The 13,121-nt window shown below is 61.6% G+C and carries 13 protein-coding genes; 6 read left to right on the top strand and 7 right to left on the bottom strand.

What is annotated here, in order from left to right; translation table 11 throughout:
• The first annotated feature begins 74 nt into the window (after nucleotides 1-74).
• A complete protein-coding gene (locus J2T57_RS16240) occupies nucleotides 75-455 on the top strand; it encodes a DUF2237 family protein (RefSeq protein ID WP_253481014.1) in 381 nt (126 codons plus the stop codon).
• On the opposite strand, the gene J2T57_RS16245 is transcribed toward J2T57_RS16240, so the two are convergent.
• On the bottom strand, nucleotides 456-1,040 hold the full coding sequence (locus J2T57_RS16245) for a hypothetical protein (RefSeq protein WP_253481017.1): 585 nt from the start codon (nucleotides 1,038-1,040) through the stop codon (nucleotides 456-458). It abuts the gene before it with no gap.
• Nucleotides 1,041-1,148: 108 nt separating this feature from the next.
• Between J2T57_RS16245 and J2T57_RS16250 the strand changes: the two genes are divergently transcribed.
• A complete protein-coding gene (locus J2T57_RS16250; protein WP_253481020.1) occupies nucleotides 1,149-2,567 on the top strand; it encodes an aminotransferase-like domain-containing protein in 1,419 nt (472 codons plus the stop codon).
• On the opposite strand, the gene dapE is transcribed toward J2T57_RS16250, so the two are convergent.
• The 6 genes from dapE to map are packed head-to-tail and all read right to left on the bottom strand — an operon-like array spanning nucleotide 2,519 to nucleotide 9,580.
• The gene (gene dapE, locus J2T57_RS16255; protein ID WP_253481030.1) at nucleotides 2,519-3,661 is read right to left on the bottom strand and encodes a succinyl-diaminopimelate desuccinylase; all 1,143 of its coding nucleotides are present in this window, start codon (nucleotides 3,659-3,661) and stop codon (nucleotides 2,519-2,521) included. The two genes, J2T57_RS16250 and dapE, sit on opposite strands and share 49 nt — an antisense overlap.
• Nucleotides 3,654-4,004 (bottom strand): Spx/MgsR family RNA polymerase-binding regulatory protein, encoded by a 351-nt coding sequence (locus tag J2T57_RS16260; protein ID WP_253481035.1) that lies wholly within the window; start codon nucleotides 4,002-4,004, stop codon nucleotides 3,654-3,656. The genes dapE and J2T57_RS16260 overlap by 8 nt, the downstream gene beginning before the upstream one ends.
• A 19-nt stretch (nucleotides 4,005-4,023) precedes the next feature.
• On the bottom strand, nucleotides 4,024-4,842 hold the full coding sequence (gene dapD, locus J2T57_RS16265) for a 2,3,4,5-tetrahydropyridine-2,6-dicarboxylate N-succinyltransferase (protein ID WP_253481038.1): 819 nt from the start codon (nucleotides 4,840-4,842) through the stop codon (nucleotides 4,024-4,026).
• Between the two features lie 39 nt (nucleotides 4,843-4,881).
• Nucleotides 4,882-6,078, bottom strand: a complete 1,197-nt coding sequence (dapC, locus tag J2T57_RS16270) for a succinyldiaminopimelate transaminase (protein ID WP_253481041.1) — start codon at nucleotides 6,076-6,078, stop codon at nucleotides 4,882-4,884.
• 10 nt (nucleotides 6,079-6,088) lie between these two features.
• Entirely contained in the window at nucleotides 6,089-8,782 is a 2,694-nt protein-coding gene (glnD, locus tag J2T57_RS16275) for a [protein-PII] uridylyltransferase (RefSeq protein WP_253481044.1), read from the bottom strand.
• A 15-nt stretch (nucleotides 8,783-8,797) separates the two neighbouring features.
• Nucleotides 8,798-9,580 (bottom strand): type I methionyl aminopeptidase, encoded by a 783-nt coding sequence (map, locus tag J2T57_RS16280; RefSeq protein ID WP_253481048.1) that lies wholly within the window; start codon nucleotides 9,578-9,580, stop codon nucleotides 8,798-8,800.
• A gap of 429 nt (nucleotides 9,581-10,009) precedes the next feature.
• On the opposite strand from map, the gene rpsB reads away from it, so the two are divergent.
• From rpsB to frr, 4 genes are all read left to right on the top strand, one after another.
• Entirely contained in the window at nucleotides 10,010-10,786 is a 777-nt protein-coding gene (rpsB, locus tag J2T57_RS16285; protein ID WP_253481051.1) for a 30S ribosomal protein S2, read from the top strand.
• 87 nt (nucleotides 10,787-10,873) lie between these two features.
• Nucleotides 10,874-11,755: a translation elongation factor Ts gene (gene tsf / locus J2T57_RS16290; RefSeq protein WP_253481054.1), complete on the top strand. Its 882-nt coding sequence runs from the start codon at nucleotides 10,874-10,876 to the stop codon at nucleotides 11,753-11,755.
• 51 nt (nucleotides 11,756-11,806) lie between these two features.
• Nucleotides 11,807-12,526 carry a UMP kinase gene (gene pyrH, locus J2T57_RS16295; RefSeq protein WP_253481072.1) on the top strand — a complete coding sequence of 240 codons (720 nt, stop codon included), beginning with the start codon at nucleotides 11,807-11,809 and terminating at the stop codon, nucleotides 12,524-12,526.
• A 4-nt stretch (nucleotides 12,527-12,530) separates the two neighbouring features.
• Nucleotides 12,531-13,088: a ribosome recycling factor gene (frr, locus tag J2T57_RS16300; protein WP_253481075.1), complete on the top strand. Its 558-nt coding sequence runs from the start codon at nucleotides 12,531-12,533 to the stop codon at nucleotides 13,086-13,088.
• Nucleotides 13,089-13,121 lie beyond the last annotated feature (33 nt).

Below are 13,121 nucleotides of genomic sequence, written 5' to 3' on the forward strand. Positions count from 1 at the left end.
CGAAGGCCCGGCCTGGCAAGGCGGCGCTCGCAGCGAGGGTCGACGTATTTTCCCAATGATGTCGGAGACTCACCATGGAAACGATCCACCACGCGCGCAATGTACTCGGAGAGCCCCTGGCGCTTTGCTGCGACAATCCCGTGACCGGCTTCACCCGGAGTGGCTTCTGCGAGACCAATACCTACGACGTGGGTTTGCATGCGGTGTGTGCCAGGGTAACCGCGGAGTTTCTCGCGTTCAGCCTGGAACAGGGCAACGATCTGGTGACACCACGGCCGGAGGCGGGTTTCCCCGGGCTCAAACCCGGCGACCAGTGGTGCCTGTGCGCAGCGCGCTGGCAACAGGCCCTGGAGGCAGACGTGGCGCCGCCGGTACTGCTCATGGCAACCAACGAAACCGCGTTGGAGGTCTGCAGCCTGGCGGATCTCAAGGCCCATGCAATCGATCTGTCCTGATCAGCGACCGACGGTGTGTATATGGTAGTCACCAGTCCGCCTGGCCAGCACCGACGCCGAGAAGGGGCGGTGGTGGCCGCTGACCGCAACCGCCTCCCAGCCTTCGGGGATAGCGCCTAGCCGTCGGATTGTCGGCTCGGCCGTCACGCCGTTCGGCCAACGGAGGCGATACACCCAGCCATTGGCGGTCACCGCCAGCCCCAGCGCGGGAGCTTCCGTGTCCTCTGCGCCGTGGTCCAGGGTTTCGCCGCGGTGGCTTGTGAATACCACGTCGACAATCACGGAATCGGCCAGGGGGGCGAAATTGATCCCGGAATTCGCAAGATTGTCGGTAGTCAGCGCCGAGCGTGACGCTGGTCCGTCGCTGTTTCGCTCGTAGGCGGCACCGGCACGCCAGCCGATGGACGGGTCGTAGATCAGCAACCTGTTGTCCACGATTACAAGATAGCCACCTCCCGGAAGCGAGGTGAATGCATCCACGCCCTGTGCCGTGGCAGGCACATCCAGCGGATGTGAGTCGCAACCGCTGATGGCCAGACATGCCAGTAGGGCGAACTGCAGGGGTGTAGGCCTGCGGAATCCCATGGGAAGCCTCCCTCAGTCATCGATCCCGATGGCATTATCCCCAATGAATAGGTACAAAATAGGTACAGTTAAAAGAGACTGTCACCCTATTGATTCAGAGACACCGTCATGAAAATGATGCCGCTCAGTCGGGAAATCAGGCAGCCGCTGGTCGATCAGGTGGTCATGGTGGTGGAGCAGGCCGTCGAGCAGCTGGAACTGCGTGATGGCGATCGCGTACCGTCCATCCGTCATGCGGCGCAGCAACTGGAGGTGAGCCGCAACGTCGTCGTGGAGGCCTATGACCGGCTGGTGGCGCGGGGACGGTTACAGGCGCGCCCCGGTTCCGGCTTCTTTATTCGTGCCCGGCAGCCCGCGATCGGACAACCGGAACCGCTTCCGCACGAGAGTCAGGACATCGATGCGGTCTCCCTGCTCAGGTCCGGCATGCAGACCGCCGGCACCATGCACAGACCGGGTTGGGGCGAGCTGCCCGCGGATTGGCTGGACAACGACGGACTGCGCCGTGCGCTACTCGCTGCAGCTCGGGATGCGACTGGTGAACCCATTCAGTACGGGCATCCCGCAGGCTTGCCCGGCCTGCGGATGCAATTGCATCTCACCCTGCTCCAGGCCGGGATCAAGGCCGATCCCGGGCAGATCATCACCACCCAGGGCGCCTCCCAGGCGCTGGATATTATTGCCCGGCTCTTCCTCCAGCCCGGTGACACCGTGCTGGTTGATGATCCTGGTTATTACACGCTCTTCGCGCATCTTCGGACACTTGGTGTCCGCATTGTCGGTATACCCCGGGGCGCACAACGCCTGGATACCGACCTGCTCGAGCAGCGTATCGAGCAGCACCGCCCGGTGGCGTACTTCATCAATGCCGTTTTGCACAACCCCACCGGTACCAGCCTGTCGCCCGCCTGCGCGCACCGACTACTTGCCATCGCGGAGCGCAATGATCTCCTGCTTGTCGAGGATGATGTCTACGGTGAACTCCACCCCGGTGAGCCAATGCGGTTGGCAGCCCTGGGCGAGTTGGGGCAGGTGATCTACGTCTCCAGTTTCTCCAAGACCCTGTCCAGCTCCCTGCGGGTGGGCTACCTGGCCGCCAGCCCGGAGGTTGCCAGGCGGGCTCTGGACATGAAACTCTTGTCCTCGCTTGCCACGCCTTGCATCACCGAACGTGCGGTGCTGTTCATGCTGGAGAACGGGCAATTCCGACGGCACCTTTCCGGCGTGCGCAAGCGTCTTGCCCGTGTGCGCAGGCGCGTCGTCCAGCGTCTCGAGGAGCTCGGCCTGAGAGTGGGGGACGACGGCATTGGCGGGCTGTTTGTCTGGGCAGAATTACCCGGCGGCGTGGATGCGGCCGAATTGACGCGAATCGCCGCCGAAGATGGTGTCATGCTCGCGCCCGGGCATGTCTTCCGCCCAGGCGGTGAGCACGGATCCTACCTTCGCTTCAACATTGCCCACACGGATCATGCTGCGGTCTACGAGGTGCTTGGCGGAGCGATCAGGCGTCTCAGTACGCCTTCGTAGATGACGCTGAGGGTATCAAGATCGCTCACCGACACGTGCTCATCGATCTGGTGGATGCTGGCGTTTACCGGACCGAGTTCCACCACCTGGGCACCGGTGGGGGCGATGAAGCGACCATCCGAGGTGCCGCCGGCGGTGGACAGGGTCGGTGCATTGCCGGTGGCCTCCTTGATGGCGCCCGCGGTCGCCTCCACCAGGGCACCTTCGGCGGTCACAAATGGCCGTGCGGAGACTGTCCAGTCGATGGCGTAGTCAAGTTGATGACGGTCGAGGATGGCCACGATCTCTGCTTGCAGCTGCTCGGCGGTCCACTCGGTGGAAAACCGCAGATTGAACAGCAAGTCCACCTCGCCGGGAATCACGTTGGTCGCGCCAGTGCCGCCGTTGATGTTGGAAATCTGAAAGGTTGTGGGCGGAAAGGCTTCGTTACCGTCGTCCCAGTGACGGGCGCCCAGTTCCACCAGGGCCGGGCCGAGCAGGTGAATGGGGTTCGCCGCCTTGTGCGGGTAGGCCACATGGCCTTGCCTGCCCCGCACGGTCAGCCGCCCGTTCAACGACCCGCGACGACCATTCTTGATGATGTCGCCGACCCGGGCCTCGCTGCTGGGTTCGCCCACCAGGCACCAGTCGATCTTCTCACAGCGCTGCTCCAGCACCTCGACCACCCTCACGGTGCCATCCACCGACGGGCCTTCCTCGTCGCTGGTAATCAGCAGGGCAATGGAGCCGTCGTGGTCGGGATGCCGGTCGACAAAGCGTTCCAGGGCGGTGATGAAGGCGGCGATGCTGCCCTTCATGTCTGCGGCACCCCGACCATAGAGCAGACCGTCTCGTATCGTGGGTTCGAAGGGTGGTGATGACCAGCGCGCCTCGGGGCCCGTTGGTACCACGTCCGTGTGGCCCGCGAAGGCCAGCAAGGGGCCGTTGTCACCGCGTCGTGCCCAAAGGTTGGTGACATCGTTGAATCGCATCCATTCAGGCTTGAAGCCCAGGGCTTCAAGCCGCTCCTGAATCAATCGTTGGCAGCCCGCATCGTCAGGTGTGACGGAGCGCCGCCGGATGAGATCGCAGGCCAGATCCAGCGTGTCACTCATGGAGGAGGCTCTCCCGGTAGTCCGCTTCCCTGAAGCCGGCAATGCATGCGTTGGGTGCTTGCAGTATCGGCCGTTTGATCAGGGTGGGGTATTCCATCAGCAGCCTCAGCAGATCGCCGCTGCCAGCGCGTTCCCGGTCCTTGGCATCCAGTTCCCGCCAGGTGGTGCTGCGCCGATTCACCAATGTGTCTGGCCCGTGCACGTCAATCCACCGCTCCAGCAGCGCTGCATCCACGCCGGCTTCCCGCAGATCATGGAAGCGAAAGGTCAGGCCGTTGGCTTCCAGGAACTTGCGTGCCTTGCGGCAGCTGTCGCAGCTCTTGATGCCGTAGAGGACAATCACGACTCCCTCCGAAGGCGCCTCAGGGGCGCAGCAGTTCGTTGATGCTGACTTTCGCCCGCGTGCGCTCGTCCACCTGCTTGATGATCACGGCGCAGTACAGGCTGTGCGTACCGTCCTTCGCCGGCAGGTTGCCGGGCACAACCACCGCGCCCTTCGGAACGCGGCCATAGGTGACCTCACCGGTCTCCCGATTGTAGATCTTGGTACTCTGGCCGATGTAGACACCCATGGAGATCACCGCACCCTCTTCGACAATGACCCCCTCGACAACCTCGGAGCGGGCACCCACGAAGACGTTGTCCTCGATTATCACCGGGTTCGCCTGCAGCGGTTCGAGCACACCGCCGATGCCGACACCGCCGGAGAGGTGCACGCCCTTGCCGATCTGTGCGCAGGACCCCACGGTTGCCCACGTATCCACCATGGTTCCCTCATCCACGTAGGCGCCTATGTTCACGTACGAGGGCATCAGTACCGCACCAGGTGCAATGTAAGAGCCGCGGCGAGCCACGGCCGGCGGCACCACGCGCACGCCGCCGTCGCGGAATTGCTGGGAATTGTAGTCGGTGTACTTGAGTGGAACCTTGTCGAAGTAGTTGATGGCTCCGGTGCGCATGACGGTGTTGTCGTGCAGACGGAAAGACAGCAGCACGGCTTTCTTCAGCCACTGGTTCACCACCCAGTCGCCATCACGCTTCTCCGCAACCCGGGCTTCGCCGCTATCCAGCAGAGCGAGGGCGGCCTCCACCGCTTCGCGCACCTCGGCGGGGGCCGTGGCGGGGTTGAATTCGGCGCGCTTTTCGAAAGCGCTCTCGATGACAGACTGCAGTTGCTCCATGGTCTACTCCCAGTTTGATGATCCGATCAGGTGCATTGCTCAGAGGCTGCGGCAGAAAAGCTTGATCCGCCGCGCCGCCTCGACGCAATCGTCCAGCGATGCAACCAGGGCCATGCGCACATGCCCGGCCCCGGGGTTGCCGACATCGGTCTGCCGTGACAGATAGCTGCCCGGTAGAACCGTCACATGGTGTTCGGCATAAAGCCTTCGGGCAAATTCAGTGTCGTCCAGCGGTGTTCGCGGCCAGAGATAGAAGCCTGCAACCGGGCGGCGCACCTCCAGGCAGCCCTCCAGTATTCCCAGCACGGCGTCGAATTTCTGCTGATAGGCCTCGCGATTGTCGACTACGTGCTGCTCGTCTTCCCAGGCGGCGATACTGGCGGTCTGGGTCTGCTCGGGGAGGGCGCAACCATGATAGGTGCGGTAGAGCAGGAACGCCCGGATCAACTCGGCGTCACCGGCCACGAAACCAGAGCGCAGGCCGGGAGCATTGGAGCGCTTGGAAAGACTGTGGAACACCAGTAGTCGACGAAAGTCGGATAGCCCCGTCTCGAGAGCTGTCTGCAGAAAACCACGGGGTGGCGTCGCGCCGGGCGGGTAGAGCTCTGAATAGCACTCATCCGCGGCGATCACGAAATCATGTTTCTGGGCCAATTCGATGAAGCGATGCTGCAGGGCCGGTGGCATCACCGCACCGGAAGGGTTGCCGGGGCTGCACAGATACAGCAACTGACAGCGGTCCCAGTCTGCGGCGGATATCGTGTCCGGATCTGGCAGGTAGTCCGTGTCGGCAGCGCAATTGAGGAACAGCGGTTCCGCTCCCGCCAAAAGGGCGGCCCCCTCGTAGATCTGGTAGAAGGGGTTGGGCATGCCTACCAGCGGTTTGCCGCTGCGGTCGACCACGGTCTGGGCGATGGCAAACAAGGCTTCGCGTGTGCCTGAGACGGGCAGTAACTGCTCATCCGGATCAAGTGACCCTGTGGGCAGCGAAAAACGCCGCTGTGCCCAGTTGGCAATAGCCTGCCTCAGGGCCGGCTGACCCTTGGTCGCCGGGTAGCGCGAAAGGCCATCCACTGCCCCTGTGAGTGCGTCCACTACCTGCGACGGCGTTGCATGTCGCGGTTCGCCGATACCAAGGCTGATGGCTTTCAGGTCTGTCGGTGGCTGTACCCCCTGGAACAGGCTTCGCAGGCGCTCGAAGGGGTAGGGCTGTAGGCGTTGCAGATCCGGGTTCATGGTCGTCGATTCACAGACCGGTGGCGCGTTCGGCGAGGTTGGAACGTTCGTCCAGCAGATCGATCAGGGCGTCGCGGATACAATCGAACTGCTCCGGACGGCTCAGTGGCCTGTTGTCCTCGTCGGTGACAAAAAACACGTCCTCGACCCGGGCACCGATGGTGGCGATCTTGGCGTTCTGCAGGCGGAAGCCGCACTGGGCGAAGCCGTATCCGACACGGGCCAGCAGACCCGGCCTGTCGCCGGTAATGAGTTCCATCACCGTGCGCTCATTGGTTTCATCGGGGCTGAAGTTGATCTCGGTCTTGATCGTGAAGCTGCGCAGCTGCCTGGGGACTGGTCGCCTGGCCGGCGGACACAGTCTGGTCTGTTGCAGTGCTGCTTGCAGACGCCCGGCGATCTCGTCGATACGCCAGGTTTCCCGCGCGGGTTCGCCGTCGTCCTCCAGGACCAGATAACTGTCCAGCGTGTGGCCGTGTTCGGTGGTAATGATACGGGCGTCCTGGATATTCAGATTCAGCTGGTCGAGTGCCTGTACCGTCTGGGCAAAGACATGGTCGCGGTCCTCCGTATACACGAACACCTCTGTGCCACCGCGCGCGCTCTGGGCGTCCACAAGTACTAAAGGTAACTCCTCGGGTCTCGTCCGGGCGATGGCTTCCGTATGCCAGGCTATTTCTTCCGCGGAATAGCGCAGGAAGTAATCGTCGGTGAAGTGTCGCCAGATGGATTTCACCGACATGTGGTGCAGGCCCATCACCTTGAGCCGGCGCCTTGCCTGCTGCTGGGTTTCCCGAACCAGTTCCTCATTGTCGATGGGGTGCTCCAGGCCGCGCCGCAGTGCCCGTGTGGTTGCCGTGTAGAGTTCCATCAGCAACGAGTCGCGCCAGGAGTTCCAAAGCCCCGGGTTGGTTGCGCGGATATCCGCCACGGTGAGCAGGTAGAGGTAGTCAAGCCTGACCCGATCGCCCACCTGGCGGGCGAAACGACTGACCACTTCCGGGTCGGAAATATCCTTGCGCTGGGCGGTCATGGACATCAGCAGATGATGGCGCACCAGCCAGGCCACCAGGCGGGCGTCGTATTGACTGAGCCCATGGTGGATGCAGAACTCGTAGGCATCGTCGGCGCCCAGTTCGGAGTGATCGCCGCCGCGACCCTTGGCAATATCGTGAAAGATTCCCGCCAGGTAGAGCAGCTCGGTCTTGGGCAAGCGCTGCATGATGGTGTTGCAGAACGGCAATTCGTCTGCGTGCTCATCAATGGCGAAGCGGCGCAGGTTACGCACCACGAACAGAGTGTGAGAGTCAACCGTGTAGGCATGGAACAGGTCATATTGCATCCGGCCGCTGATTGCGCCGAATGCCGGAATGTAGCGGGCGAGCACACCATAACGGTGCATCCGCCGCAATTCATGGGTGAGCCCGCGGGGTTGACGCATGATCTCCATGAACAGGCTGCGACAGCGCAAATCCCGACGAAACTTGTCGTCGATGAGGTGGCGACTGTCGCGAATGAGGCGAATAGTGGACGCGCGCACACCTTTGAGCTCCGGGTGCTGCTGCATCAGCAAGAAGGCTTCCAGCAGCGCAAACGGATAGCGCTTGAAGACATTTCCGTGGGTGACTTCGAGAAACCCCTTTCGCGCCTGGAAGCGTTTGTTAAGCAGTTGCGGTGGCTCCACGTCGTCGACGTAGAGAATGGCTTCCTGAAAGAGTTGCAGCAGCATTTCGTTGAGCCGGCCCAGGTCGGCGACCGTTCGGAAGTAGCGCTGCATGAGCTGTTCGACACCCAGGGTATGGTCCTGGTCGGCGTAACCGAATTGCTTGGCAAGTGCGGTCTGGTGGTCGAACAGCAGCCGGTCCTCGCGTCTTCCCGCCAGCAGGTGCAGGGCAAAGCGGATATCCCACAGAAAGTTCTGGCCGCTGATCAGTTCTTCATATTCGGATTCGTTCAGGAAGCCCTGGCCGACCAGATCCCGCAATGTTTCGGCGCCAAAGTGCCGCTTGGCGACCCAGCCCACCATCTGGATATCGCGCAGTCCGCCGGGGCTCTCCTTGATATTGGGTTCCAGATTGTGGGCGGTATCGTGATACTTGAGGTGCCGCGCCTCCTGCTCGGCCAGCTTTGCGGCAAAGAAGTCGCGGCTTGCCCAGACATGTGCTGGCGCTGTCGCCTCGCGCATATCGTCGAATAGCGTCTCCGCGCCGGCGAGGAGGCGTGATTCCATGATGTTGGTGGCGACGGTGATATCCGCGGTGGATTCCCGAACGCAATCTTCAACCGTCCGAACGCTATGGCCGACCTCAAGGCCGATGTCCCATAGAGAGGTGATGAAGCGCTCGATCCGGCTTGACAGGTCCTTGCCGCAGTCGGCCGGGATCAGAACCATGATGTCGATATCCGATCCGGGGTGAAGTTCACCGCGACCGTAGCCGCCTACCGCCACCAGGGCTGCGTTCCCGGTCTCGCCATCCATGAGGCGCTGCCAGGCGCGGCCCAGGACCTGGTCGATCAGCCAGCTGCGTTGTGGAACGACCAGTCGGGCGGGCGTGCCCTCGCGGAAGCGCCCCTCCAGCATGGCGTCCCCGGCTTCGAGGCAGTGGCGGAACGCTTTGACAGGAGCCGTTCCGGCGGCTAGACGGGCGTCCAGATCTGTCGGATCGAATAGCAGTGCGTCTACATCGGCGTGCACGATTGCCATCAGCGCTGGGAAACCTCAGTTCGGCATAACGCCAGGGGTTTCCCCCTCGCGCAGAGTCAGGACTTCGAATCCATCGGCGGTTACCAGAATGGTATGTTCCCATTGAGCGGACAGGCTGTGATCCTTGGTCACTACCGTCCAGTCGTCCTTCAGCAGGCGGGTCTCCTTGCGACCGGCGTTCACCATTGGCTCGATGGTGAAGCACATGCCCTCCTTGAGGGCCATTCCCGTGCCGGGCTCTCCATAATGCAATACCTGGGGATCCTCATGGAACTGGCGTCCGATGCCATGGCCACAATATTCCCGCACCACGGAATAATTGTGGCTCTCCGCCAGTTGCTGGATCACGTGACCGATATCTCCGAGATGGGCGCCGGGACGCACCAGCCTGATCCCTTCCCACATGCAGGCATGGGCGACTTCGCTCAGGCGCTTGCCAAGTACCGGTGGCTCGCCGATGAAGAACATCCGGCTGGTGTCACCGTGATAACCGTCCTTGATCACCGTGATATCGATGTTGAGAATGTCGCCTTTCTTCAGGCGCTTGGGCCCTGGAATGCCATGGCAGACCACATGATTGACCGACGTGCAGATTGACTTGGGGAAGCCACGATAGTTAAGGGGTGCCGGCACGCAATCAAGTTCATCGACGATAAACTCGTGGCAGATCCGGTCCAGTTCCTCGGTGGTGACTCCCGGCGCAACATGTGGCTCGATCATGTTCAGCACGCTGGCCGCCAGACGGCCTGCAACGCGCATCTTCTCGATCTCTTCTCCACTCTTGATGGTAACTGCCATTCGGTTGAGACCTGTTGGTTCATGGGGCTGGTTGTCAAGGCGGCGCCAGCGGACGGTGGCCGCGTCAGCCGCATTACTCTACACGCTGATGCCGGGGGTACAATCTTCGGCGCACTCGCCCGGGCTGGCATTGAACGGCACCAGAGTACGCAATTTCGCTGCGACTGAATCACCGCGGCGAGGGTGTCAGCCAACGGTCGGTATCGTTGCCTGCGCTTCACCCTGGAGGGCGCGCCAAAATTGTCGCAAACACCCATGTATGGTATAAAGCGCGCGCCGAACAGGCAAACCACCAATTACTTGTCGGCACACGTTCACGCGGCCCCGGGCCGCTTGAGAATCCGCACATGCACCGTCACATGCAATGGGTTGCCCTCCGGGGTTTTTGCATGCCGGGTGCATGGAGGCCCAAACCCAAGGAGCAGTCCATTGGCTAACGTATCCATGCGAGAAATGCTGGAGGCCGGCGTTCACTTCGGTCACCAGACGCGCTACTGGAATCCGAAAATGGCCCCGTTCATTTTCGGCGAGCGCAACAAGATCCACATCATCAACCTGGAAAAATCCCTGCCTCTGTATCAGGAAGCCCTTAATTATATGGGCAAGCTGGCCGCGGACGGCGGGCGTATCCTGTTCGTCGGCACCAAGCGTCCGGCTCGTCAGGCCGTGCGTGAAGAGGCCGAGCGTTGTGGCATGCCATTCGTCGATCACCGCTGGCTTGGCGGCATGATGACCAACTTCCGCACGGTCAAGCAGTCCATTCGCCGACTGAAAGACCTTGAGCAGCAAGAGCAGGACGGCACCTTCCGCAAGGTTGTCAAGAAAGAAGCGCTCATGCTGACCCGTGAGAAGGACAAGCTGGATCGCTCCCTGTCCGGTATCAAGTTCATGGAGCGTCTGCCCGATGCCCTGTTCGTCATTGATGTCGGCTTCGAGAAAATCGCCGTTCAGGAAGCGCGGAAGCTCGGTATCCCGGTCATTGGTGTCGTGGATACCAATAACGAACTGCGTGGCATCGACTACGTGATTCCCGGCAATGACGACGCTATCCGCGCCATTCGCCTCTACCTGAAGGGTGCCGCTGACGCCATTCTCGACGCCAAGGCGTCGTCGGTGCGGCCTGGCAGTGAGTCGGATGATTTTGTCGAGTTGCGCGAAGGCGCCGAATCCGGAACTGACGCAGAGCAGACCGGCGCCACCCACTAGGGTTTCAGCGCGACCGGTTTGTCAGATGGGCGCCGCGGGTACAGGGCCTGCGGCGTCTTCATGTACACGTTTCAGAGGTATTCACAGATGGCGATTTCCGCTGCACAGGTGAAGGAACTGCGGGAGCGCACCGGCTCCGGCATGATGGAATGCAAGAAGGCCCTGGTCGAGACCGACGGTGATCTCGACAAGGCCGTCGAACTGATGCGCAAGAAGGGCCTGGCGAAGGCTGACAAGAAGGCTGATCGCGTAGCCGCCGAGGGTCGCGTGGTCGCAGTTGTCAGCGAAGCCGGCAACGAGGGCGTGCTGCTTGAAGTCAATTGCGAGACGGATTTCGTCTCCAGTGGCGAGAACTTCACCGGCTTTGCCGAGCGCGTCGCCGCGATCGTGCTCGAGAGCAAGCCCGCCGATGTGGCGGCGCTGCTGGCGCTGCCGTATGGTGGCGGCAACGATGTGCAGACGGCACAGAAGGAACTGGTGGCAAAGATCGGCGAGAACGTGCAGGTACGCCGCTTCACCCGTTTCGAAAGCGCCTCTGGCAAACTCTACTATTATCTCCACGGCACCCGCATCGGCGTGATGGTCGAACTGCAGGGTGGTGATGAGGCCTTGGGCCGTGATATCGCCATGCATGTCGCAGCGAGCAACCCGGTTTGCGTGAACGAAGACGGCATGCCGGCCGAGACACTGGAAAAGGAGCGCGAGATTCTCCGTGCCCAGGCCCAGGACAGCGGCAAGCCTGCCGAAATCATCGAGAAGATGATCGAAGGCCGTGTAAAGAAGTTTCTCAAGGAGACGACGCTCGTCGGTCAGCCTTTCGTCAAGGATCCGGACCAGACCGTCGGCCAGTTGCTCAAGGGCGCCAATGCGCAGGTGTTGAGCTTCTCCCGTCTTGAAGTGGGAGAGGGTATCGAGAAGGCCGAGGGGAACTTCGCCGAAGAGGTCATGGCGCAGGTCCGGGGGTCCTGAACTCCCGGCCTGATCAGGGTGCAGTCACCGACATGATTTGAGGGGCAAAGAATGGCGACTCCTGTCTATCGCCGCATTATGCTCAAGCTCAGTGGCGAGGGCCTGATGGGCGATGCCGACTACGGCATCGATCCTGCCGTCATCCGACGGTTGGCCATTGAGATTCGCGAAGTCAGGGAGATGGGGGTCGAGATTGCCCTGGTCGTCGGGGGTGGCAACATCTTCCGCGGTGCCGGGCTGGCCCAGGCGGGTATGGACCGGGTTACCGCGGATCACATGGGCATGCTCGCCACGGTGATGAATGCGCTGGCGTTGCAGGACGCGCTTGAGCATGCGGGCGTTTTCACCCGGGTCATGTCCGCGATCAAGATCAACCAGGTGTGCGAGGACTACATTCGCCGTCGCGCCTTGCGTCACCTGGAGAAGGGGCGGGTCGTGGTATTCGCGGCGGGCACCGGCAACCCGTTTTTCACGACTGATTCAGCCGCCAGCCTGCGAGCGGTTGAGGTCAACGCCGATGTGATGCTCAAGGCGACCAAGGTCGATGGGGTATACAGCGACGATCCCATGCGCAATCCGGATGCCGAGCGCTTCCGCCGGCTAACCTATGACGAGGTTCTAGAGCGCAAGCTCATGGTCATGGATGCTACAGCGATCGTTCTCTGTCGGGATCATTCCCTTCCCATCCAGGTCTTCGACATGACCCGTCCCGGTTCGCTGAAGGACGTTGTAACCGGGGCTGATGTCGGTACGATCGTGCAGAGAGGATAGAACCGTGATCGATGAAATCAGGAAGGATGCCGAAGACCGGATGCAGAAATCGGTCGAGGCTCTGAAGGGTGAATTCGTAAAGATTCGCACCGGCCGCGCTCATTCGAGCCTGCTGGATCATGTGACCGTCGAGTACTACGGGGCTGAGATGCCGATTGGTCAGGTTGCAACCGTGACCGCGTCGGATGCCAGGACCCTGCTCGTCACACCTTACGAAAAGACGATGGTGTCGGCGGTGGAAAAAGCCATCCTCAAGTCCGACCTGGGCCTGAACCCGGCAAGTGCGGGCAGCGTCATTCGGGTGCCGATGCCGCCTCTGACCGAGGAGCGCCGTAAGGATCTGGTGCGTGTCGTCCGGGGTGAGGCGGAGCAGGCCAAGGTGGCGGTGCGCAATATTCGCCGCGACGCCAACAATGATCTCAAGACGTTGCTGAAGGAAAAGGACATCTCCGAGGATGAGGAACGCGGCGCCAACGATCTTGTTCAGAAACTGACCGACAAGTATGTAGCGGAGATCGACGCGCTACTAGAGAAGAAAGAAACAGAACTCATGGAGATCTGAGCAAGGTGGGCGAGGGCCGCGAGTCTTCGTCGC

The sequence above is a fragment of the Natronocella acetinitrilica genome, from assembly GCF_024170285.1.
Lineage (GTDB): Bacteria > Pseudomonadota > Gammaproteobacteria > Nitrococcales > Aquisalimonadaceae > Natronocella > Natronocella acetinitrilica.

Excerpts from the sequence above, each read along its gene's own strand:
- J2T57_RS16240 (WP_253481014.1), top strand. The coding sequence starts at position 75 with ATGGAAACGATCCACCACGCGCGCAATGTACTCGGAGAGCCCCTGGCG.
- J2T57_RS16245 (WP_253481017.1), bottom strand. The coding sequence starts at position 1,040 with ATGGGATTCCGCAGGCCTACACCCCTGCAGTTCGCCCTACTGGCATGT.
- J2T57_RS16250 (WP_253481020.1), top strand. The coding sequence starts at position 1,149 with ATGAAAATGATGCCGCTCAGTCGGGAAATCAGGCAGCCGCTGGTCGAT.
- dapE (WP_253481030.1), bottom strand. The coding sequence starts at position 3,661 with ATGAGTGACACGCTGGATCTGGCCTGCGATCTCATCCGGCGGCGCTCC.
- dapD (WP_253481038.1), bottom strand. The coding sequence starts at position 4,842 with ATGGAGCAACTGCAGTCTGTCATCGAGAGCGCTTTCGAAAAGCGCGCC.
- dapC (WP_253481041.1), bottom strand. The coding sequence starts at position 6,078 with ATGAACCCGGATCTGCAACGCCTACAGCCCTACCCCTTCGAGCGCCTG.
- glnD (WP_253481044.1), bottom strand. The coding sequence starts at position 8,782 with ATGGCAATCGTGCACGCCGATGTAGACGCACTGCTATTCGATCCGACA.
- map (WP_253481048.1), bottom strand. The coding sequence starts at position 9,580 with ATGGCAGTTACCATCAAGAGTGGAGAAGAGATCGAGAAGATGCGCGTT.
- tsf (WP_253481054.1), top strand. The coding sequence starts at position 10,874 with ATGGCGATTTCCGCTGCACAGGTGAAGGAACTGCGGGAGCGCACCGGC.
- pyrH (WP_253481072.1), top strand. The coding sequence starts at position 11,807 with ATGGCGACTCCTGTCTATCGCCGCATTATGCTCAAGCTCAGTGGCGAG.